Consider the following 22,214-nt stretch of genomic DNA (forward strand, 5'->3'; position numbering starts at 1 on the left):
CGTAAAACCAGCGAGTGCGGCCTGACTGACACACCGCGTCAAGAGGTTTTGGGACGGCTGCGCAGTCCAGCGGGAGCAAGCTCCCTCGCCACAAGTGTGTATTTCGCCAGCGACCTATGGAGTTCAGCATGCCGCACCTCACCACCTACCAAACCCGCATCATCCCCGACTGGGTCGACTACAACGGCCACCTGCGCGACGCCTTCTACCTGCTGATCTTCAGCTACGCCACCGATGCCCTGATGGATCGCCTCGGCATGGACAGCAGCAACCGCGAAGCCAGCGGTCACTCGTTGTTCACCCTCGAACTGCACCTGAATTATCTGCACGAAGTGAAGCTCGATGCCGAAGTGGAAGTGCGCACGCAGATCATCGGCCACGACCAGAAACGCCTGCAGCTCTATCACAGCCTGCACCTGGCCGGCGACGACAAGGAACTGGCCGGCAACGAACAGATGCTGCTGCACGTCGACCTCGCCGGGCCGCGTTCGGCGCCTTTCAGCACGGACACCTTGAGCCATCTGCAAAGCATCGTCGCCGAGCAGGCCGACCTGCCCGCTCCCGCTTACATCGGCCGCGTCATTGCCCTGCCACCCGCCCGGTAAATTCATCGATCGCAAGGAGCCGCCATGCACACCGCTGCCGCTGTTGCCGATTTCCGTACTTATCCGTTGATCAGCGCGCTGAGCGGCGTGCAGAGTCTGGCGGATCGCGTTTCGATTGCCTGGGCCGATGGCCGGATCAGCCCGTTTCACCACGTCTGGCTGCGGGACAACTGCCCGTGCGAGCAGTGCGTCTACAGCGTCACCCGCGAACAGGTGTTCGAGATCGTCGATGCCGCGCCGGACCTCGCCCCCGCCAGTGCGCGCATCGACAGCGACGGCAGCCTGCGCATCGACTGGCAGGACGGCCACCGCAGCCGCTTCGACCCCGGCTGGTTGCGCGCCCACGCCTACGACGATGCCTCCCGGGCCGAGCGACTGGCCGGCAAACCCACGGCTCAGCTGTGGCGCAGCGATCTGCAGTTGCCGGTGTTCGACTACGCCGCGCTGATGAATGACAACGGCGCTCTGCTGCAATGGTTGATCGCGGTACGCGACATCGGCCTGACCCAGGTGCGCGGTGTACCCACCGAACCGGGTTCGTTGAAGCTGATCGCGCAGCGCATTTCGTTCATCCGCGAGAGCAACTTCGGCGTGCTGTTCAACGTGCAATCCAAGGCCGACGCTGACAGCAACGCCTACACCGCTTTCAACCTGCCGTTGCACACCGATCTGCCAACTCGCGAGCTGCAACCGGGGCTGCAGTTTCTGCATTGCCTGGTGAATGACGCCGAGGGCGGCGAAAGTATTTTTGTCGATGGTTTTGCGATTGCCGAAGCGCTGCGCAGTGAACACCCCGCGTCGTTCCAGGCGCTGTGCGAGATCCCCGTGGAGTTTCGCAACAAGGATCGCCACAGCGACTATCGCTGCCTGGCGCCGATCATTGCGCTGGACGCGTCGGGCCGGGTTGCGGAGATTCGCCTGGCGAACTTTCTGCGTGGGGCGTTCGATACGACGGTGGAGCAGATGCCGTTGCTGTATCGCGCCTATCGACGCTTGATCGCGATGACCCGCGAGCCACGGTTTCGGCTGATGCAGCGGCTCAATCCGGGTGAGCTGTGGTGCTTCGACAACCGCCGCACGTTGCATGCGCGCAATGCGTTTGACCCGGCCACCGGAGCGCGGCATTTCCAGGGCTGCTATGTCGACCGGGATGAATTGTTGTCGCGGATTCTCGTATTGCAACGCTAAACCGCGTCATCGTTCATCGCGAGCAGGCTCACTCCTACAGGGGAATGCATTTCAACTGTAGGAGTGAGCCTGCTCGCGATGGCGTCAAATCAATCACCACCACACTACCTGATTCACAGCAAAAAAAAGCCCCGATACAAGCCGTGACAGGATCGGGGCAGAGGGTACTGTTGAGGAGCTGCCAGTCGAGGGTGACCAAACCGTCTGTAGCGAGCTTGTGCCAGTGTGCCCACTCCCCTTTGCACTGAGTTAGCCGAAAACGACCTGTTCATAGCCGTCGCAGCCACTGCGACAAATCGCCCTTGCCGTCACTCCCCATGCCTACCAGAATCGAGCCACGACCTCCGTTGCCGAAGAAGGATGCGCGTCATGATGTATGCCGATTTGATCGATCAGGAAGACCTGTTGGGACAGCTCAAGGCATTGGGACTTCAGGTACCGAGTGGCTCCACAGCGGAGCAGGCCTGCGAGTGTGCGGTGCGGGGGCTGGATAATGTTCGCGCATTCGAATTGCGCAAGATGGTCAAGGACATGTACACCAGCGGCGCGAGTATTCAGCCCGCGGTGCGTCAGGCGATCGACAAGCAGTTGTTGCCGGCATTGGCGCAATACCAACAGACCCACAGCGCCTGACGAGCAACTGTGGCGAGGGAGCTTGCTCCCGCTGGGCCGCGAAGCGGCCCCAAACCGGCAGATGCACTGTTCCAGATAAATCGCATGCGCAGGTTTTACGAGCGCTTCGCGCTCGAGCGGGAGCAAGCTCCCTCGCCACAAAAACTGTCTGGTCTACAGCCTCACGCTGGCAAACGTCGACTCGTTACGCGCCTGACTCAACGCCGACATCGGCCCCGACAGCGGCGACATCACGATCGCCTGCGGCAGCGGCAGCATCGCCACTTGCTGCGTAGTGTTGGAACCTACGCGTTCGTCACGCGGCGGAATGCCGAAGTATTCGCGGTAGCACTTGGAGAAGTGCGGCGTCGAGACGAATCCACACACCGAAGCCACTTCGATGATCGACATCGGCGTCTGCTTGAGCAGTTGCCGGGCGCGGATCAGGCGCAACTTGAGGTAGTAGCGCGACGGCGAGCAGTGCAGGTATTTCTGGAACAGCCGCTCCAGCTGACGACGCGACACGGCGACGTACACCGCCAGTTCGTCGAGGTCGATCGGCTCTTCCAGATTGGCTTCCATCAGCGCGACGATTTCCTGCAGCTTCGGCTGGTTGGTGCCGAGCATGTGCTTGAGCGGCACGCGCTGGTGATCCTGTTCGTTGCGGATGCGTTCGTAGACGAACATTTCCGAGATCGCGGCGGACAGCTCACGGCCGTGATCGCGGCTGATCAGGTGCAGCATCATGTCCAGCGGCGCGGTGCCGCCGGAGCTGGTGAAACGGTTACGGTCGAGGGTGAACAGGCGGGTGCTCATCGCCACGCGCGGGAAAGCTTCCTGCATCGCCGCCAGACATTCCCAGTGCACGCTGCAATCGAAACCGTCGAGCAGGCCGGCGCAGGCCAGGGCCCAGCTGCCGGTGCACACGGCGCCCAGACGCTTGGACTGACGCGCCTGGCTTTGCAGCCACGAGACATGTTCACGGGTCACGGTGCGTTGAATGCCGATCCCGCCGCAGACGATCACGGTATCCAGGGGCGGGGCTTTGTGCATGGAGGCATCGGGAGTGATTTGCAGACCGTCACTGGCCCACACCTGGCCGCCATCGACGGTGAGGGTGCTCCAGCGATACAGCTCACGACCGGACAATTGATTGGCCATGCGTAGCGGCTCTACCGCAGAGGCCAGGGAAATCAGCGTGAAATTGTCCAGCAGCAAAAAGCCGATGGATTGAGGCGCACGGTTCTGGGGTTGGGCCCCGGAGTTGAACGACGTCATCGCGGTATCTCCTCACACAAAGCGGGTGATGGCCTCAGGCGGAGGCTCTTGTTATTGCCGCGTGCTCATGCGGGAGACGGGCTTTGTTATGACAGAGCAATTGCCATGCCTAAAATTGAATGGCCGTTCAATAACTCCTGAAAACGACGTCGCGACGTGTCTATTCAAGACATCCGACAAAAGGTATTTCGAAGTGCCATCAGCGGCGGTGAAAGCCCTGCCCCGCTGCCTGTGAGCAGATCGGTAGCACTTGTGGGAACGGGCTTGCGCACGGTTGTTTCTGAGTGTCACCGCAGGCACGGGTGACGGACGGTAGGGTGTGCCGATTGCCTGTTACAGGTGGGAAAGACTCTTATCTGATTGCGACGCGCTAAAAGGTGGCGCGTTTGATCGTGAGTGTTCACTTGATGAGCAATTTTGACTGGTCTGCTCATATCCAAATAGGGAGAGTTACAGGTTCCTGTGGCGAGGGAGCTTGCTCCCGCTGGACTGCGAAGCAGGCCCAAAACCAGACTTCGCGGTCCCTCAGTTGAAACGCACCAAACTGATTGCGACTGCTGCGCAGCCGAGCGGGAGCAAGCTCCCTCGCCACAGAAAAAAGTGTCAGCACTCAACCGCGCTAACGGCCAAACCACCGCGTGACGTCTCTTTATATTTGTCATGCATGTCGGCACCGGTGTCACGCATGGTGCGGATCACCCGGTCCAGCGAGATAAAGTGCTGACCATCCCCACGCAACGCCATCTGCGCCGCGTTGATCGCCTTCACTGCGGCAATCGCATTGCGCTCGATGCACGGCACCTGCACCAGACCGCCGACCGGATCGCAGGTCAGGCCGAGGTTATGTTCCAGGCCGATTTCTGCGGCGTTGCACAGTTGCTCCGGCGTCGCCCCGAGGATCTCCGCCAGCCCTGCCGCCGCCATCGCGCAGGCCGAGCCGACCTCGCCCTGGCAGCCGACTTCGGCACCGGAGATCGAAGCGTTCTTCTTGCACAGAATGCCTACCGCCGCCGCGCCCAAAAAGTAGTCGACGACGTTGGCATCAGTGACCGCTTCGCTGAACTTCATAAAGTAGTGCAACACCGCCGGAATGATCCCCGCCGCACCGTTGGTCGGCGCCGTGACCATGCGCCCACCGGCCGCGTTCTCTTCATTCACCGCGAGGGCAAACAGGTTGACCCACTCCATTGCGCTGAGGGTCGAGCCGATCACGTTGGGCTTGTTCAACTCCTGCAGGCTGCGATGCAACTTGGCCGCGCGCCGACGCACGTTCAGGCCACCAGGGAGGATGCCTTCGTGCTTGAGGCCCTGCTCGACGCAATCCTGCATCGCCCGCCACAGCTTCATCAGCCCGGCGCGGATTTCCTCTTCGCTGCGCCAGACCTTTTCGTTGGCCATCATCAGTTCGGCGACGCGCAGGTTGTTCTTCTTGCACAGCTCCAGCAGCTCCACCGCGCTGGAAAAGTCATAAGGCAATTCGGTGCGATCCAGATCGACCACGCCGCTGGACGCCTGCGCTTGATCCACCACAAAACCGCCACCGACCGAATAGTAGGTGTCGCGATGGATTTCCCCGTGATCGCCTTCGGCAATCAGGGTCATGGCATTGGGGTGGAACGGCAGGTTCTCGTCGATCAGGCGCATGTCGCGCGCCCAGACAAACGGCACCGACAAGTGGCCATCCAATAGCAGGGTGTGGGTTTCACGCAGCGCCTGGATTCGCGTGCCGATCTGCGACGGGTCGATAGCGTCCGGCCACTCGCCCATCAAGCCCATGATCACCGCGTTGTCGCTGCCGTGCCCGATGCCGGTGGCCGACAGCGAGCCGAACAGTTGCACTTCTATACGCCGCACCTGTTCGAGCAGGTGCCTGTCGCGCAGCGATTCGACAAACAGGGCGGCGGCGCGCATCGGGCCGACGGTGTGGGAACTGGACGGGCCGATGCCGATTTTGAACAGGTCGAAAACGCTGATAGCCATTGCTGCAGAGCTCCTGAGGATGCCGTTCCCGGGCGTTAAGCGCCCGCTGGCGGAGCTGCTACGCTCAAGCTGCGATCCGCCGGAATGCCCGCATCATCAGGCTTTTGTCAGGTCGTCCGGCGTCTGACACCGACGCACTCATGCCCACCAGCGCCGCGCCGTTTTCGTCCCGGTTTTTCGCCGTTTTTATGCAGTTCAGAGCGCCGATCGGGGCAGAAAAAAGCTGTAAACGACGTCACTGACACTGGATGCGACCATCCCTGTACTGGATACGACGCACCCTGTAGGCGTCAGATTTTCACTGGTACATGATCGTTATGACTCGATTGCAAGGCGCCGTGGTAGAGCTGTCTCCAGAACGCCATCCAACCGCAACCTATAAGTGCGGTGGTCCACAGTCGGAACACTGCCAAAAAAAACACCAAGGAGTCCATCCATGAAAGGTTCCCCGTCGTTGTTGTTGGCCGCCATGCTGAGTCTGCCGTTACTGGCTAACGCTGCAGAACCCGCTCAGTGCAGTACCGTAAACTTCTCCGATGTCGGCTGGACCGACATCACCGCCACCACCGCCACCACCTCGGTGGTGCTCGACGCCCTCGGCTACAAGACCAAGACCACCATGATTTCCGTGCCCGTGACCTACAAGTCGCTGGCCGACGGCAAGAACATGGACGTGTTCCTCGGTAACTGGATGCCGACCATGGAAAACGACATCAAGGCCTACCGCGATGCCGGCACCGTCGAAGTGGTACGCACCAACCTCAAGGGTGCCAAGTACACCCTCGCCGTACCGCAAGCCCTGTACGACAAGGGGCTGCATGACTTCGCCGACATCGCCAAATTCAAGAAAGAGCTCGACGGCAAGATCTACGGCATCGAGCCTGGCAACGACGGCAACCGCCTGATCCAGAGCATGATCGACAAAGATGCCTTCGGCTTGAAAACCGCCGGTTTCAAGGTCGTCGAATCGTCCGAAGCGGGCATGCTCTCGCAGGTCGACCGCGCGCAGAAACGCGACACCGCCGTGGTCTTCCTCGGCTGGGCGCCGCACCCGATGAACAAGCGCTTCAAGATTCAATACCTGACCGGCGGCGATGACTTCTTCGGCCCCGATTTCGGTGCTGCAACCGTGGCGACCAACACCCGCAAGGGTTACACCACCGAATGCAGCAACGTTGGTCAGTTGCTGAAGAACCTGGAGTTCACCGTCGACATGGAAAGTACCCTGATGGGCAACATCCTCGACGACAAGATGAAGCCTGATGCGGCCGCCAAGGCCTGGCTGAAAAAGAACCCACAGGTGCTCGATACCTGGCTCGCTGGCGTGACCACCATTGACGGTAAACCTGGCCTGGAGGCCGTGAAAGCCAAGCTCGCACAGTAATTGCCTTACGCCGGGCGAGTTCGCTCGCCCGGACTGTTTATTCCTTGCATGCGGACGTTCACTACCATGCTGATTGATCAGAAAATCCCTTTAGGCCAGTACATCGCGGGCTTCGTTGAATGGTTGACGCAACACGGCGCCAGCACCTTCGACGCAATCGCCGTGACACTGGAAACGATGATCCACGGCGTGACGTTTGCGCTCACCTGGTTCAACCCCTTCGTCTTGATCGGCCTCATTGCCCTGCTCGCGCATTTCATCCAGCGCAAATGGGGGCTGACTGTTTTTGTGATTGCCTCGTTCCTGCTGATCCTCAACCTGGGGTACTGGCAGGAGACCATGGAAACCCTCGCCCAGGTCATGTTCGCGACCCTGGTCTGCGTGGTCATCGGCGTGCCGTTGGGCATCGTCGCCGCGCACAAGCCGATGTTCTACACATTAATGCGTCCGGTACTCGATCTGATGCAGACCGTACCGACCTTCGTTTACCTCATTCCTACCCTCACCCTCTTCGGGCTGGGCGTGGTGCCGGGCCTGATCTCCACGGTGGTATTCGCCATCGCTGCGCCGATCCGCCTGACCTACCTGGGCATCCGTGATGTCCCACAAGAACTGATGGACGCCGGCAAGGCCTTCGGCTGCTCGCGTCGCCAATTGCTCTCACGGATCGAACTGCCTCACGCCATGCCGAGCATCGCTGCCGGCATCACCCAGTGCATCATGCTGTCGCTGTCGATGGTGGTGATCGCGGCACTGGTGGGCGCCGACGGACTCGGCAAACCGGTGGTCAACGCACTGAACACTGCTGATATCGCCCTGGGCTTCGAAGCAGGCCTGGCGATCGTACTGCTGGCGATCATGCTCGACCGTATCTGCAAACAACCCGACGCCAAAGTAGGGGGTGACGCATGAGCATAATTCGCTTCGAAGACGTCGACGTAATCTTCTCCAAGGATCCACGCGAGGCACTCAAGCTGCTGGATCAGGGCATGACCCGCAACGAGATCCTGAAAAAGACCGGGCAGATCGTTGGCGTGGAAAAGGCCAGCCTGGACATCAACAAGGGCGAGATCTGCGTACTGATGGGCCTGTCCGGCTCCGGCAAGTCGAGCCTGCTGCGCTGCATCAACGGCCTGAACACCGTGAGCCGCGGCAAGCTGTTCGTCGAGCACGAAGGCAAGCAGATCGACATCGCCTCCTGCACCCCGGCCGAACTGAAGATGATGCGCACCAAACGCATCGCCATGGTGTTCCAGAAGTTCGCCCTGATGCCGTGGCTGACGGTGCGCGAGAACATCAGTTTCGGTCTGGAAATGCAGGGCCGACCGGAAAAGGAACGGCGCAAACTGGTCGATGACAAACTCGAATTGGTGGGCCTGACCCAATGGCGCAACAAGAAACCCGATGAACTTTCCGGCGGTATGCAGCAGCGCGTGGGCCTGGCCCGGGCGCTGGCGATGGACGCCGACATCCTGCTGATGGACGAACCGTTCTCGGCACTCGACCCGCTGATCCGCCAGGGCCTGCAGGACGAACTGCTGGAACTGCAACGCAAGCTGAGCAAGACCATCGTGTTTGTGAGCCACGACCTCGACGAGGCGCTCAAACTGGGTAGCCGCATCGCGATCATGAAGGACGGCCGGATCATCCAGTATAGCGTGCCGGAAGAGATCGTGCTGAACCCGGCGGACGACTATGTGCGCACCTTCGTCGCCCACACCAACCCGCTCAACGTGCTCTGCGGCCGCAGCCTGATGCGCACGCTGGACAACTGCAAACGCATCAACGGCTCGGTGTGCCTCGATCCGGGCGGCGACTCGTGGCTGGACCTCGCCGAAGGCAACACTATCAAGGGCGCGCGGCAGAACGGTTCGGTGCTGAACCTGCAGAACTGGGCACCGGGGCAAGCGGTGGAAGCGCTGGAGCGCAAGCCGACACTGGTGGACTCGAACATAGGCATGCGCGATGCGCTGCAGATTCGCTACCAGACCGGCAACAAACTGGTGCTGCACGACAACAACCATGTGGTGGGGATTCTCGGCGACAGCGAGCTGTATCACGCGTTGCTGGGCAAGAACCTGGGGTGAGAACCCCGGACACAAAAACGCCGCGAGAGGATCGCGGCGTTTTTGTTAGTGCGCATAAAAGACCTGGAATACTGACAACTGTGGCGAGGGAGCTTGCTCCCGCTTGAGTGCGCAGCACTCACAAATTCTTGGGGCCGCTTCGCAGCCCAGCGGGAGCAAGCTCCCTCACCACACTGGATCGGCGTGCATTCACTGCACCGCCGATCCTCAAGGTTTAGCTGTACACCCGGCCAAGGAGCTGCCGATGGCTTTCAAACTGATCGAGCACATCGCGTGTGATCTGATCCTGCGTGAAGCCCATCAGGTCGTAATCCTGGCTGCCGTTGTGCAGGTACACCTCGGCGCGGTAGTAACGCTGGCGCGCTTCATCGGACTGGGCCGATTCGGTCGGGGTCGCCAGGTAGCCGTCCAGGCTCACTTCGTAAACGAAAGGGTTGCCCTCTTCCATCTCGACGCGCACGCCCATGCAACGCTTGGATTTGCCCAGCAGCGTCTGCACTTCCAGACCCTGTGCACGCATTTGTGCGGCAGCGTCTTCCAGCGCCGGGCTGACCTGCTTGTCCATGAACCGCTGCACCACCGATTGGCTCGGTTGCAGGTCCAGCTGCGTCAGACGCTCGCTGAAACCACGGCGACCGCGCTCCGCCAGCTGCGCTTGCTCTTGTTCGATCTGCACGTCCTGGCGCATCGCCTTGTGCAGGCCGAACATGAAGAACACCAGCACCACCGAGAACGGCAGACCGGCCAGCACCACCATGGTTTGCATGGCTTCGAAGTTACCGGCGAACAGCAGACCGATGGTCACCAGGGTGATCACCACCGACCAGAAGATCCGCAACCAGTGCGGCGCATCTTCGTCGACGTTACCGCCCTTGCAGGACAGGTTCGCCATCATCACCGCGCCAGAGTCGGCCGGGGTCAGGAACAGCACGAAACCGACGAAGATCGACACACCGATAACGACTTTCGACGCGGGGTAATGCTCAAGCAACTGATAGATCGCCATCGACGGCTGTTCCAGCGCCGTCTTGCCAAGCTCCACCGCCCCCTGGTTCATCACCAGATCCAGCGCCGAGTTACCGAAGATCGACAGCCAGGCCAGGGTGAAGCCCAGCGGAATCAGCAGCACGCCGGCGACCAGCTCACGCACGGTACGACCACGGGAAATACGCGCGATGAACATGCCCACGAACGGTGCCCAGGAAATCCACCACGCCCAGTAGAACAGGGTCCACAGGCCCAGCCAGCGATCCGACTTGGCGCTGTCGCCTTCATAGACGTACAGGTCGAACGTCTTCAGCACCACGCCGTTGAGGTAGTCGCCGATGTTCTGCACGAAGCCGTTGAGCAGGTGCAGGGTCGGGCCGAACAGCAAGACGAAAATCAGCAGACCGCTGAACAGCACGATGTTCAGGTTGGACAGACGACGAATGCCGTTTTCCACACCGGAGACGGCAGCGATGGTCGCCACGGTGCTCATCACGATGATAACGATCAGCAGATTGGTGTTGCTGTGTTCCATGCCGAACAGGTTTTCCAGGCCGGAGGACACTTGCAGCGAGCCGATCCCCAGGTTGGTCACCAGACCCAGCAGGGTCACGAACATGCCGAAGCCGTCCACTGCGTGACCGGCCGCGCCTTTGACCCAACGCTCGCCCACCAGTGGATACAGCGCCGAACGCAGGGCCAGCGGCTGGTTATGACGATAGGCAAAGTAAGCAACAGCCAGGCCGACCAGTGCGTAGATCGCCCAGCCGTGCAGACCCCAGTGCAGGAAGGTCAGTTGCACCGCCTGACGCGCGGCCATGTTGGTGGCCGCTGCGCCTTCCGGCGGATTGAAGTAGTGGTCCAGCGGCTCGGAGGCGCCGAAGTACAGCAGCGAGATGCCGATACCCGACGAGAACAGCATCCCCGCCCAGGCGCCGTAACTGAAATCCGGGGTGTCGTCCTTGCTGCCCAGTTTGAGTTTGCCGTAGGAGGAAAACGCCAGGCCCACCACAAACACCAGATAGGCGGCGATCACTACCATGTAGTACCAGCCGAAGCTGCGGGACAACCAGGCCTGAGCGATACCCAACAATCTGCCGGCCTCTTGCGGGGCGATGATCAGAATGGCGGTCAACAACAGAATCAACGCGGTAGAGGTGTAAAACACCCAACCGTTGACCGTCACCTTCTCGGGCGGGGTCTTTATAAGCGAGGCAGAACTCATGGCACAAATGCTCCAGGCAGTGCGAGAGAAGAACACAAGGCAACACGGAACCCGACCAATCGGTTAGTTGGCAGCCGACCGGCGGGTGATATAAAGACACCCCGAAAAAAGCCCGAACCTGCCGAAATGGCGTTGCGAATCGCTTTCGTGGCCAAAGCTGTGCGGACGTTCATCCGAAACCTGGCCCCGAGCGTCTTGCCCATTCAACACGTCCATCGAATAGCGAACCGCGCCATGCCCCACGCAGGTTTCAAGCATTTTCGGATGTCGTTTTATCGCCATTTACAAGCAGAAAAAATCTGTAGGCAGCGACGATTTGTCGCAGATCTTATTCTTTGTTGATTGAACGTTCAATCAAAACAAAATAGACTGGCCCTTAATCCGATAGGCGTTATTCGCCCGTCGGAAGGCCTAAGGAGATGTGCAAGATGCCCAAGGTCGGTATGCAACCCATCCGCCGCCAACAACTGATCGAAGCCACGTTGCAAGCGGTCGATCAGGTCGGGATGGGGGACGCCAGCATTGCGCTGATCGCCCGTTTGGCCGGTGTCTCGAATGGCATCATCAGTCACTACTTTCAGGACAAGAACGGCCTGATTGCCGCCACGATGCGGTATCTGATGAACGTCCTCAGCGAGAACGTCACCGCGCGCCGTCAGGCGCTGGCAGACAGCAGCCCACGGGCGCATCTGCAGGTGATCATCGAAGGCAACTTCGACGCCAGCCAGGTCAATGGCCCGGCAATGAAAACCTGGCTGGCCTTCTGGGCCACCAGCATGCACCAGCCGTCTTTGCACAGGTTGCAGCGGATCAACGATCACCGTCTGTATTCCAACCTGTGCTGCGAGTTCCGCCGTGTGCTGCCGCTCGAAGATGCGCGCAGCGCAGCGCGTGGACTGGCAGCGTTGATCGACGGCTTGTGGTTGCGCGGCGCGCTGTCGGGAGACGCTTTCGACACGGCGCAGGCGCAACAGATCGCTTACGAATACATGGATTTCCAATTGGCCAAGCAGGTGAGCTAGAGCACACAGAAAACGCTCGGCCCCTGAACCGCCACCGCAGCTTCATCGTGGTGGTCAACGCCAACCACTAATGCACTTGCGAGGACACTATGGCCCGTTTCGAACTGCAAAAACTCTACATCGATGGCGCGTACTCCGACGCTGGCAGCGATGCCACCTTCGAAGCCATCAACCCGGCGAACGGTGAAGTCCTCGCCCAAGTGCAACGTGCGACCAAGGAAGACGTCGAGCGTGCTGTGGTCAGCGCTGAAAAGGGCCAGAAAATCTGGGCTGCGATGACCGCCATGGAGCGTTCGCGCATCCTGCGTCGCGCCGTCGACATCCTGCGCGAGCGCAACGATGAACTGGCCGCGCTGGAAACCCTGGACACCGGCAAGGCGTACTCCGAAACCAAATACGTCGACATCGTCACCGGCGCCGACGTGCTGGAATACTACGCAGGCCTGGTGCCGGCGATCGAAGGCGAGCAGATCCCGCTGCGCGACACTTCATTCGTCTACACCCGTCGCGAGCCGCTGGGCGTGGTGGCCGGTATCGGCGCGTGGAACTACCCGATCCAGATCGCACTGTGGAAATCCGCACCAGCCCTGGCCGCCGGTAACGCGATGATCTTCAAGCCAAGCGAAGTCACCTCGCTGACCACCCTGAAACTGGCCGAGATCTACACCGAAGCCGGCCTGCCAAACGGCGTGTTCAACGTCCTGACCGGCAGCGGCCGTGAAGTCGGCACCTGGCTGACCGAGCACCCGCGCATCGAGAAAGTCTCCTTCACCGGCGGCACCGACACCGGCAAGAAAGTCATGGCCAGCGCTTCGGCCTCGTCGCTGAAAGACGTGACCATGGAACTGGGCGGCAAGTCCCCGCTGATCATCTGCGACGACGCCGATCTGGATCGCGCCGCCGACACCGCGATGATGGCCAACTTCTACAGCTCCGGTCAGGTCTGCACCAACGGCACTCGCGTGTTCGTGCCGAGCCACCTGAAAGCCGCTTTCGAAGCCAAGATCGTCGAGCGCGTAGCGCGCATCCGCATCGGCAACCCGGAAGACGAAAACACCAACTTCGGCCCACTGGTCAGCTTCGCCCACATGGAAAGCGTGCTGGGTTACATCGCCAAGGGTAAAGAAGAAGGTGCCCGCGTCCTGTGCGGCGGCGAGCGTCTGACCGACGGCGAATTCGCCAAAGGCGCCTTCGTCGCACCGACCGTGTTCACCGATTGCACCGACGAGATGACCATCGTCCGTGAAGAAATCTTTGGCCCGGTGATGGCGATCCTCTCCTACGAGACCGAAGAAGAAGTGATCCGCCGCGCCAACGACACCGACTTCGGCCTGGCCGCCGGTATCGTCACCAAAGACCTGAACCGCGCACACCGCGTGATTCATCAACTGGAAGCCGGTATCTGCTGGATCAACGCCTGGGGCGAGTCCGACGCAAAAATGCCGGTGGGCGGTTACAAGCAGTCGGGCGTGGGCCGCGAAAACGGCATCAGCTCGCTGACCAACTACACACGCATCAAATCGGTACAGGTCGAGCTGGGCGATTACGTCTCGGTGTTCTGATCTGACGCAACTCTGAAGTTGGGGCCCTTGTGGCGAGGGAGCTTGCTCCCGCTGGGCTGCGCAGCGGCCCCAACTGCAGACACCGCAGCTATCCAGACAGAGCACAGTTGCAGGTTTTGCGACTGCTGCGCAGCCGAACGGGAGCAAGCTCCCTCGCCACAGAAAAGTGGCAATTCGGCCGGACCTGACCCACATCTAAAGAGGGTGCATCTAATGTCCCAAGAATTCGATTACATCATCATCGGTGCCGGCTCGGCCGGTAACACCCTGGCGACCCGTCTGACTGAAGACGAAGGCGTCACCGTTCTGCTGCTCGAAGCCGGCGGCCCGGACTATCGTTTCGACTTCCGCACGCAAATGCCGGCCGCGCTGGCATTCCCGCTGCAAGGTCGTCGCTACAACTGGGCGTACGAAACCGATCCAGAGCCACACATGGACGGTCGCCGGATGGAATGCGGTCGCGGCAAAGGCCTCGGCGGTTCCTCGCTGATCAACGGCATGTGCTACATCCGTGGCAACGCGATGGACTACGACGGCTGGGCGAAACTGCCAGGCCTGGAAGACTGGTCGTACCTCGACTGCCTGCCGTACTTCCGTAAAGCGGAAACCCGCGACATCGGCCCGAACGACTACCACGGTGGCGACGGTCCGGTCAGCGTGACCACGCCGAAGGCTGGCAACAACCCGCTGTTCCACGCCATGGTTGAAGCCGGCGTGCAGGCCGGTTACCCGCGCACCGAAGACTTGAACGGCTACCAGCAGGAAGGCTTCGGCCCGATGGACCGCACCGTGACGCCGAATGGCCGTCGTGCTTCCACCGCCCGTGGCTACCTCGACATCGCCAAGAAGCGTTCGACCCTGACCATCGTCACCCACGCCTTGACCGACAAGATCCTGTTCGAAGGCAAGCGTGCGGTCGGCGTGCGTTACCTGGTCGGCTCGGCAGAAGAGCGCGTTGAAGCCAAAGCGCGCAAAGAAGTCCTGCTGTGCTCCGGCGCCATCGCTTCGCCGCAGATTCTGCAGCGCTCCGGTGTCGGCCCGGCAAAACTGCTGGAAAGCCTCGACATCCCGGTGGTCCACGACCTGCCGGGCGTCGGTGAAAACCTGCAGGACCACCTTGAGCTGTACCTGCAATACGCGTGCACTCAGCCAGTTTCGCTGTACCCGTCGCTGCTCTGGTACAACCAGCCGGCCATCGGTGCCGAGTGGCTGTTCAACGGCACCGGCATCGGCGCCAGCAACCAGTTCGAAGCCGGCGGTTTCATCCGTACTCGTGAAGAGTTCGAATGGCCGAACATCCAGTACCACTTCCTGCCGGTGGCGATTAACTACAACGGCAGCAACGGTGTGAAAGAGCACGGCTTCCAGGCGCACATGGGTTCCATGCGTTCGCCGAGCCGCGGTCGCATCCAGGTCAAATCCAAGGATCCGCGCCAGCACCCGAGCATCCTGTTCAACTACATGGCCACCGAGCAGGACTGGCAGGAATTCCGTGACGGCATCCGCCTGACCCGCGAAATCATGCAACAGCCTGCACTGGACGCCTTCCGTGGCCGCGAAATCAGCCCGGGTATCGACGTGCAAACCGATGAGCAGCTGGACAAGTTCATCCGCGAACACGCCGAAACCGCGTTCCACCCGTCCTGCTCGTGCAAGATGGGCACCGACGACATGGCGGTCGTGGATGGTGAAGGTCGCGTGCACGGCATGCAGAGCCTGCGTGTGGTCGATGCCTCGATCATGCCGATCATCACCACCGGCAACCTGAACGCTCCGACGATCATGATGGCCGAGAAAATCGCCGACAAGATCCGTGGCCGCAAGCCACTGCCGCGTAGCAATGCTGCCTACTACGTGGCTGGCGGTGCGCCAGTGAAGGGCAAGCCGATGCGTGATATCACGCCTGTTGCTCAGTAATTCCATTACACCGCGTCACGGCTAATCGCGAGCAGGCTCACTCCTACAGTTAATCTCCAGTGTTCACATAATGCGTGTTCACTGGAGATCCTTGTAGGAGTGAGCCTGCTCGCGATGAGGCCCTGCAAATCAGCCTCCATCTCCCTGCTGCACAGTAAATCCTCCTACACCCCCTCTTCACTTGATCCTACCCCCACGCAGGCCTACTCTAGTCCTCGCGCAATCGTTTCACCCCTCCCGCCGAATCGCTATACCCCGCAACTCCATAACAAGGAGGTTCCCGAATGTTCGATTTCCACCCCCAGCTCAAGCAGCGCTTCGCTGCCTTGCGCACGGGCGCCGAGTTCTTTTCCCTGCGGTATGTGCGCGAGTCCGGCCAGTATCTGTCGGTGCGCAAGAACGTCGCCGAGCCGCCGAGCCTGAGCCGCGACGAAGGCGCGATGCTCACCGTGCGCGTCAACGGTGTCGAGGCGTACGCCGCCACCAACGACCTGTCGCAGCAAGGCCTGCAAGCCGCCCTTGAACGTGCCGAACAGCAGGCCCGTCGGCTCAAGCCCCACGCCTTGCTCGACCTGCGCGACCAGCCAGTCTCAAGCGACCGCGCTGATTACTTTTCGCCCAATCTCGAGCAACCCTTCCCGTCCCTGAGCGAATGCTTCGAGCTGCTCGGCGCGGAATCCGCCTCGGTGCCAAAGGATGAGCGCCTGGTGAATTGGCAAGCGAGCATCGGCATCACCCACGTCGAGCAGATCTACCTGAGCAGCGCCGGTGCCGAATTGCGCCAGGCCCAGCGCTTCGTCTACCCGAGCCTCGACGTCACCGCTTATGACGGCAACGACAGCCAGACCCGCTCCCTCGGCCGCGAAAACTTCGGCCAGCAGGGTGGTGCGGACGTGATCAGCCGTTGCGGCCTGGTCGGCGCCGGCCCGCAAGTGGCCGATCAGGCCCTGCAACTGCTGCTCGCGCCGAACACCCCGCAAGGCCCGCGCGACCTGTTGCTGATGCCGGACCAGATGATGCTGCAGATCCACGAGTCCATCGGTCACCCGTTGGAGCTCGACCGGATCCTCGGTGACGAGCGCAACTACGCCGGCACCAGCTTCGTCAAAACCAGCGACTTCGGCAGCCTGCAATACGGTTCGAAGCTGCTCAACGTGACCTTCGATCCGGACATTCCCGAAGAACTCGCCAGTTACGGCCACGATGACGACGGCACCCAGGCGAGCAAGCAATTCCTGATTCGCGATGGCCTGTTGCTGCGGCCCTTGGGCGGCGCGCTGTCGCAGTTCCGCGCCGGCCTCGACGGGGTTGCCAATAGCCGCGCCTGCGGCTGGAACCGACCGCCGATCGACCGCATGGCCAACCTCAACATCGAACCGGGCGATCAGTCGCTGACGCAACTGATCAGCGGCATCGAGCACGGCATTCTGATGAGCACCAACCGCTCATGGTCGATTGACGATGCGCGCAACAAATTCCAGTTCGGCTGCGAGTGGGGTCAGTTGATCGAAAACGGTGAACTTAAGGGTGTGGTGAAAAATCCGAACTACCGCGGCATTTCCGCGCACTTCTGGAAGAGTCTGCGCGCGGTCGGCGACGCCGGTACCCGCAGGGTGCTGGGCACGCCAAACTGCGGCAAGGGCGAGCCGAACCAGGTGATCCGCGTCGGCCACGCTTCGCCGGCCTGCGTATTCAGCAACGTTGATGTGTTTGGGGGAGACGCCTGATGAGCATTTCGAAGAGTCAGTCCGACGCCTTCAAGGTCATGGTCAATTGGCTGCGCGACAGCGTGCGCGAGCCGGAACAATTCACCCTCAGCTATGCCGCCGAATCCTCGGCGTTCGTACGCTTCAACCACGCCAAGGTGCGTCAGGCCGGGCAGGTGCAGCAGGCCGATGTCGGGCTGAAGCTGATCAACGACGGCCGCCACGCCGACCTGCACATCACCCTGTCCGGTGATCAGGAAGCCGACCTGCAACGCCTCGCCGAGGGCCTGCAACAACTGCGCGAAACCCTGCCGCTGCTGCCGCAGGATCCGTACCTGCTGCTCAACCACAACGGCTGGCAGAGCGACAACGTGCAGGACCATCCGCTACCGGACACCGAGCAAGTGGTCGAGGAGATCTGCGCCGCCGCTGAAGGTCTGGATCTGGTCGGCTTCTATGCTGCCGGCCCGATCAGCCGCGGTTTCGCCAGTTCTTCGGGGGCGTTTGGCTGGCATCAGGCCAACAGCTTCAACTTCGACTTCAGCCTGTTCCACGAAAACGGCGAAGCGGTGAAGGCCAGCTACGCCGGGCACGCATGGAGCAGCGAAGGCTTCGCCCGGCGCTTCCAGCAGGCGCGCGAGCAACTGGCGTTTCTCGGTCGACCGTTGCGCACCCTGGCACCGGGGCAATACCGGGCGTATCTGGCGCCGGCCGCGCTGGAAGAAATCATGGGCATGCTCAGTTGGGGCGGGTTCTCCGCGCAGTCGATCGCCAGCAAGAGCAGCCCGCTGCAGAAGCTGTATGTCGGTGATCAGGCGTTCAGCCCGCTGGTGTCGCTGGAGGAAAAAGTCAGCGGCTCGTTGAGCCCGGCGTTTTCCGGCGAGGGCTATCCGCGCAGCGATCTGCGGCTGGTCATCGAAGGCAAGGCCGGTGATCAACTGGTCGGTTCGCGCAGTGCGGCGGAATACGGCCTGACCGCCAACGGCGCCAGCGGCGGCGAATCGCCGAGCGCGCTGAACATGGCGGCGGGGAATCTGTCACAGGCAGAGATTCTCAAACAACTGGGCACTGGTCTGTACATCAGCAACCTGTGGTACTTGAACTTCTCCGACCAGCCGGCCGCGCGCCTGACCGGGATGACCCGGTTTGCCACGTTCTGGGTCGAGAACGGCGAGATTCAGGCGCCGGTCAGCACCATGCGTTTCGACGACAGCGCCTACAGCCTGCTGGGTTCGCAGCTGGAAGCATTGACCGCCGAGCGTGAGTTGCTGCTGTCGGCGAGCACGTACAGCCAGCGCAATACCTCGTCGGCGTTGCTGCCGGGGGCGCTGGTGAGTCGACTCACACTAACGCTGTAACACTGTGGCGAGGGAGCTTGCTCCCGCTGGGTTGCGAAGCGACCCCAAAACCTGCCAACTCGGTGTTCCTGTAATACCGGGTTGGCTGAATTTACGACTGCTGCGCAGCCGAGCGGGAGCAAGCTCCCTCGCCACAAGGGCTTCAAACCAAGACAAGCATTCGGATCAATAACCCACAAGAGGTTCCATGCCCACACGCCCGCCTCTCGACGCCATCACCGCCCGCTGGTTGCCGTGGGTCGTCGCCATCGCTTTCTTCATGCAGTCCCTCGACGGGACCATCCTCAACACGGCCCTGCCGGCCATGGCCCGGGACCTGGCCGAAGACCCGTTGCGCATGCAGGGCGTGATCATCGCCTACATGCTTACCGTGGCGTTGCTGATCCCGGCCTCGGGCTGGATCGCCGACCGCTTCGGCACCAAGAAGATCTTCTTTGGCGCGATTCTGCTGTTCAGCTTCGGCTCGCTGCTTTGCGCGTTGTCCAGCAGCCTGAGCATGCTGATCGGCGCGCGGGTGATTCAGGGCCTGGGCGGTGCACTGATGCTGCCGGTCGGACGCCTGGTGGTGTTGCGCGCGTATCCACGCTCGGAGCTGGTGCGGATCATGGGCTTCATCACCATTCCCGGCCTGCTCGGTCCGTTGATCGGCCCGACCATGGGCGGCTGGATGGTGCAATACCTGACATGGCACTGGATCTTCCTGATCAATCTGCCGGTCGGCGTCCTCGGCTGCTACGCGGTATGGAAGTTCATCCCCGACCTGCGCGGCAGTGAGCGCACACGTTTCGATAGCCTGGGCTTCCTGTTGTTTGGCGCGGCGATGATCCTGATCACCATCGCCATGGAAGGCCTGGGCGAACTGCACCTGCCACACCTGCGGGTGATGTTGCTGCTGTTCGCCGGTCTGGCATGTCTGGCGGCGTACTGGCTGCGCGCCGGGCACGTGGAAAATCCGCTGTTCGCCCCGTCGCTGTTCAAGACCCGGACCTTCGCCGTCGGTATTCTCGGCAACCTGTTCGCCCGACTGGGCAGTGGCGCCCTGCCGTTTCTGGTGCCGTTGCTGCTGCAAGTGGCGCTGGGTTATTCGCCGTCGCAAGCAGGGATGAGCATGCTGCCGCTGGCCGCCGCCGCGATGTTCGCCAAGTGGATGGCGCGCCCGCTGATCGAACGCCTGGGCTATCGCATCGTGCTCACCGGCAACACCCTGGCGCTGGGGATCATGCTGGCGAGCATGGGCCTGGTCAGCGAGCAGACGCCGTACTGGCTGCTGCTGTGCCTGCTGGCCGTGCTGGGCGCGATCAACTCGCTGCAATTCACCGCGATGAACACCGTGACCCTGATCGACCTCGACGACGCCAGCGCCAGCAGCGGCAACAGCCTGTTGTCGGTGGTGGCGCAATTGTCGTTGAGCCTCGGTGTGGCCTGCGCCGGTGCATTGCTCGGCGGCTTTACCGCGCAGATCGGCAATGATGGCGTGGAAACCGTGCTGGGCGCGTTCCAGCTGACCTTCGTCACCGTCGGCGTGATGGCGATGCTGGCCGCGACGATCTTCTCGCAACTGTCGAAAGAGGACGGTCGGCGGGCCAAGCGTCCGGAAGAACACATTGAACACTGATGTGTGATGAAGCGCTTTTGTGGCGAGGGAGCTTGCTCCCGCTGGACTGCGCAGCAGGCCCTGCTTTTTGAGTAGAAAAGCGGGGGCCGCTTCGCGCCCCAGCGGGAGCAAGCTCCCTCGCCACAAGTAAATCCCATTGCCTCGAGCTTTATTCGCTGTTCGTCCAGAACTTTCGAGGAAAGTGGCACGGGGCTGCTACACTGCGCGACATTTTGTTTTGCAGGCCAGTCCCGTGACCACCATCGCCACCGCTTTTAATACTCTGCCGCTGTCCGCCGCCATGCTGGCTAACCTCGAATCCCTCGGTTATGCCCAGATGACGCCGATCCAGGCGCAGAGCTTGCCGGTGATCCTCAAAGGGATGGACCTGATCGCCCAGGCCAAGACCGGCAGCGGCAAGACCGCCGCGTTCGGCATCGGCCTGCTGAACCCGATCAACCCGCGCTACTTCGGTTGCCAGGCACTGGTGATCTGCCCGACCCGTGAGCTGGCCGACCAGGTCGCCAAGGAAGTCCGGCGTCTGGCCCGTGCCGAAGACAACATCAAGGTCCTGACCCTGTGCGGCGGCGTGTCGTTCGGCCCGCAGATCGCTTCGCTGGAGCACGGCGCGCACATCATCGTCGGCACCCCGGGGCGTATCCAGCAACACCTGCGCAAGGGTTCGCTGGTGCTCGACGGCCTGAACACGCTGATCCTCGACGAAGCCGACCGCATGCTCGACATGGGCTTTTACGACGCCATCGAAGACATCATCGAGAAAACCCCGTCGCGCCGTCAGACCCTGCTGTTCTCCGCCACGTACCCGGTGGGCATCAAGCAACTGGCCTCGAAATTCATGCGTGACCCGCAAACGGTGAAAGCCGAAGCGTTCCACGACGACACGCAGATCGAACAGCGCTTCTACGAGATTTCCCCGGAAGAACGCATGAGCGCAGTGACCAAAGTCCTGCACCACTTCCGCCCGGCCTCCACCGTGGCGTTCTGCTTCACCAAGCAGCAAGTGCAGGAAACCGTCGATTACCTGACCTCCAAAGGCATTTCCGCCGTCGGCCTGCACGGCGATCTGGAACAGCGTGACCGCGACCAAGTGCTGGCGATGTTCGCCAACCGCAGCACTTCGGTACTGGTCGCCACCGACGTCGCCGCCCGTGGTCTGGACATTGATGCTCTGGACATGGTGATCAACGTCGAGCTGGCACGCGATTCGGAAATCCACATTCACCGCGTTGGCCGTACCGGCCGCGCTGGCGAAAAAGGCATCGCAGTCAGCCTCGTCGCACCGTCCGAAGCGCATCGTGCGCAAGCCATCGAACAGTTGCAGAAAGCCCCGCTGAACTGGGATCAGGTGGACAACCTCAAATCCCAGGGCGGCGCCCCGCTGCAGCCACCGATGAGCACCCTGTGCATCGCTGGCGGGCGCAAGGACAAAGTGCGTCCGGGCGACATCCTCGGCGCGCTGACGGGCGATGCCGGCATCCCGGGCGCGCAGGTCGGCAAGATCGCGATCTTCGACTTCCAGTCGTATGTGGCGGTTGAACGCACCGTGGTCATGCAGGCGCTGCAGCGTTTGAACAACGGCAAGATCAAGGGCCGTTCGCTGCGCGTGCGTGTCCTGTAAGACAACGTAACTCCCCTGTAGGAGCTGCCGCAGGCTGCGATCTTTTGACTTTGTTTTTAAAGAGCAAGAT

The 22,214-nt window shown here is 61.5% G+C and carries 16 protein-coding genes; 13 read left to right on the plus strand and 3 right to left on the minus strand.

Going from position 1 to position 22,214, the window contains the following annotated elements:
* Nucleotides 1–128: 128 nt before the first annotated feature.
* The 3 genes from J5M57_RS26100 to J5M57_RS26110 all read left to right on the plus strand — a co-directional run bounded on the left by J5M57_RS26100 (nt 129) and on the right by J5M57_RS26110 (nt 2,426).
* Nucleotides 129–605 carry a thioesterase family protein gene (locus J5M57_RS26100; protein WP_207848418.1) on the plus strand — a complete coding sequence of 159 codons (477 nt, stop codon included), beginning with the start codon at nt 129–131 and terminating at the stop codon, nt 603–605.
* 24 nt (nt 606–629) lie between these two features.
* Nucleotides 630–1,793, plus strand: a complete 1,164-nt coding sequence (locus tag J5M57_RS26105) for a gamma-butyrobetaine dioxygenase (protein WP_207848417.1) — start codon at nt 630–632, stop codon at nt 1,791–1,793.
* A 369-nt stretch (nt 1,794–2,162) separates the two neighbouring features.
* Nucleotides 2,163–2,426: a hypothetical protein gene (locus J5M57_RS26110; protein WP_064589577.1), complete on the plus strand. Its 264-nt coding sequence runs from the start codon at nt 2,163–2,165 to the stop codon at nt 2,424–2,426.
* Between the two features lie 153 nt (nt 2,427–2,579).
* Here J5M57_RS26110 and J5M57_RS26115 read toward each other — a convergent pair whose 3' ends face one another.
* Both J5M57_RS26115 and J5M57_RS26120 read right to left on the minus strand, forming a co-directional pair.
* Nucleotides 2,580–3,683, minus strand: a complete 1,104-nt coding sequence (locus J5M57_RS26115; protein ID WP_007949927.1) for a GlxA family transcriptional regulator — start codon at nt 3,681–3,683, stop codon at nt 2,580–2,582.
* Between the two features lie 603 nt (nt 3,684–4,286).
* Nucleotides 4,287–5,663 (minus strand): L-serine ammonia-lyase, encoded by a 1,377-nt coding sequence (locus tag J5M57_RS26120; protein ID WP_207848416.1) that lies wholly within the window; start codon nt 5,661–5,663, stop codon nt 4,287–4,289.
* A 436-nt stretch (nt 5,664–6,099) separates the two neighbouring features.
* Here J5M57_RS26120 and J5M57_RS26125 point away from each other — a divergent pair, with 436 nt between their 5' ends.
* The 3 genes from J5M57_RS26125 (at nt 6,100) to choV (ending at nt 9,134) form a co-directional block, all read left to right on the plus strand.
* Nucleotides 6,100–7,047: a choline ABC transporter substrate-binding protein gene (locus J5M57_RS26125; RefSeq protein ID WP_064589580.1), complete on the plus strand. Its 948-nt coding sequence runs from the start codon at nt 6,100–6,102 to the stop codon at nt 7,045–7,047.
* A 66-nt stretch (nt 7,048–7,113) separates the two neighbouring features.
* Nucleotides 7,114–7,959, plus strand: a complete 846-nt coding sequence (gene choW / locus J5M57_RS26130; RefSeq protein WP_007962645.1) for a choline ABC transporter permease subunit — start codon at nt 7,114–7,116, stop codon at nt 7,957–7,959.
* Complete coding sequence (gene choV, locus J5M57_RS26135) at nt 7,956–9,134, plus strand: choline ABC transporter ATP-binding protein (RefSeq protein ID WP_064589581.1); 1,179 nt, start codon at nt 7,956–7,958, stop codon at nt 9,132–9,134. Before choW ends, choV begins: the two co-directional genes overlap by 4 nt.
* 214 nt (nt 9,135–9,348) lie before the next feature.
* Here the strand turns inward: choV and betT are convergent, their stop codons facing one another.
* Nucleotides 9,349–11,346 carry a choline BCCT transporter BetT gene (gene betT / locus J5M57_RS26140; protein WP_064589582.1) on the minus strand — a complete coding sequence of 666 codons (1,998 nt, stop codon included), beginning with the start codon at nt 11,344–11,346 and terminating at the stop codon, nt 9,349–9,351.
* A 428-nt stretch (nt 11,347–11,774) separates the two neighbouring features.
* On the opposite strand from betT, the gene betI reads away from it, so the two are divergent.
* The 7 genes from betI (at nt 11,775) to dbpA (ending at nt 22,144) form a co-directional block, all read left to right on the plus strand.
* Nucleotides 11,775–12,368: a transcriptional regulator BetI gene (gene betI, locus J5M57_RS26145; RefSeq protein WP_025108530.1), complete on the plus strand. Its 594-nt coding sequence runs from the start codon at nt 11,775–11,777 to the stop codon at nt 12,366–12,368.
* A gap of 89 nt (nt 12,369–12,457) precedes the next feature.
* Nucleotides 12,458–13,930, plus strand: coding sequence for a betaine-aldehyde dehydrogenase (betB, locus tag J5M57_RS26150; protein ID WP_003228997.1), 1,473 nt, complete (start codon nt 12,458–12,460; stop codon nt 13,928–13,930).
* Between the two features lie 213 nt (nt 13,931–14,143).
* Nucleotides 14,144–15,847: a choline dehydrogenase gene (gene betA, locus J5M57_RS26155; protein ID WP_064589583.1), complete on the plus strand. Its 1,704-nt coding sequence runs from the start codon at nt 14,144–14,146 to the stop codon at nt 15,845–15,847.
* A 284-nt stretch (nt 15,848–16,131) separates the two neighbouring features.
* Nucleotides 16,132–17,574 carry a TldD/PmbA family protein gene (locus J5M57_RS26160; RefSeq protein WP_207848415.1) on the plus strand — a complete coding sequence of 481 codons (1,443 nt, stop codon included), beginning with the start codon at nt 16,132–16,134 and terminating at the stop codon, nt 17,572–17,574.
* On the plus strand, nt 17,574–18,911 hold the full coding sequence (locus tag J5M57_RS26165; protein WP_064589585.1) for a TldD/PmbA family protein: 1,338 nt from the start codon (nt 17,574–17,576) through the stop codon (nt 18,909–18,911). Before J5M57_RS26160 ends, J5M57_RS26165 begins: the two co-directional genes overlap by 1 nt.
* Before the next feature lie 187 nt (nt 18,912–19,098).
* Complete coding sequence (gene mdtD, locus J5M57_RS26170) at nt 19,099–20,526, plus strand: multidrug transporter subunit MdtD (protein WP_083367697.1); 1,428 nt, start codon at nt 19,099–19,101, stop codon at nt 20,524–20,526.
* A 232-nt stretch (nt 20,527–20,758) separates the two neighbouring features.
* Nucleotides 20,759–22,144: an ATP-dependent RNA helicase DbpA gene (gene dbpA, locus J5M57_RS26175; protein WP_064589587.1), complete on the plus strand. Its 1,386-nt coding sequence runs from the start codon at nt 20,759–20,761 to the stop codon at nt 22,142–22,144.
* Nucleotides 22,145–22,214 lie beyond the last annotated feature (70 nt).

This window comes from Pseudomonas sp. 86_A, assembly GCF_017491705.1.
GTDB lineage: Bacteria > Pseudomonadota > Gammaproteobacteria > Pseudomonadales > Pseudomonadaceae > Aquipseudomonas > Aquipseudomonas koreensis.

Bases quoted from the DNA above. Each gene is read 5' to 3' on its own strand.
- J5M57_RS26100 (WP_207848418.1), top strand. From the start codon at position 129: ATGCCGCACCTCACCACCTACCAAACCCGCATCATCCCCGACTGGGTC.
- J5M57_RS26105 (WP_207848417.1), top strand. From the start codon at position 630: ATGCACACCGCTGCCGCTGTTGCCGATTTCCGTACTTATCCGTTGATC.
- J5M57_RS26110 (WP_064589577.1), top strand. From the start codon at position 2,163: ATGATGTATGCCGATTTGATCGATCAGGAAGACCTGTTGGGACAGCTC.
- J5M57_RS26115 (WP_007949927.1), bottom strand. From the start codon at position 3,683: ATGACGTCGTTCAACTCCGGGGCCCAACCCCAGAACCGTGCGCCTCAA.
- J5M57_RS26120 (WP_207848416.1), bottom strand. From the start codon at position 5,663: ATGGCTATCAGCGTTTTCGACCTGTTCAAAATCGGCATCGGCCCGTCC.
- J5M57_RS26125 (WP_064589580.1), top strand. From the start codon at position 6,100: ATGAAAGGTTCCCCGTCGTTGTTGTTGGCCGCCATGCTGAGTCTGCCG.
- choW (WP_007962645.1), top strand. From the start codon at position 7,114: ATGCTGATTGATCAGAAAATCCCTTTAGGCCAGTACATCGCGGGCTTC.
- choV (WP_064589581.1), top strand. From the start codon at position 7,956: ATGAGCATAATTCGCTTCGAAGACGTCGACGTAATCTTCTCCAAGGAT.
- betT (WP_064589582.1), bottom strand. From the start codon at position 11,346: ATGAGTTCTGCCTCGCTTATAAAGACCCCGCCCGAGAAGGTGACGGTC.
- betI (WP_025108530.1), top strand. From the start codon at position 11,775: ATGCCCAAGGTCGGTATGCAACCCATCCGCCGCCAACAACTGATCGAA.
- betB (WP_003228997.1), top strand. From the start codon at position 12,458: ATGGCCCGTTTCGAACTGCAAAAACTCTACATCGATGGCGCGTACTCC.
- betA (WP_064589583.1), top strand. From the start codon at position 14,144: ATGTCCCAAGAATTCGATTACATCATCATCGGTGCCGGCTCGGCCGGT.
- J5M57_RS26160 (WP_207848415.1), top strand. From the start codon at position 16,132: ATGTTCGATTTCCACCCCCAGCTCAAGCAGCGCTTCGCTGCCTTGCGC.
- J5M57_RS26165 (WP_064589585.1), top strand. From the start codon at position 17,574: ATGAGCATTTCGAAGAGTCAGTCCGACGCCTTCAAGGTCATGGTCAAT.
- mdtD (WP_083367697.1), top strand. From the start codon at position 19,099: ATGCCCACACGCCCGCCTCTCGACGCCATCACCGCCCGCTGGTTGCCG.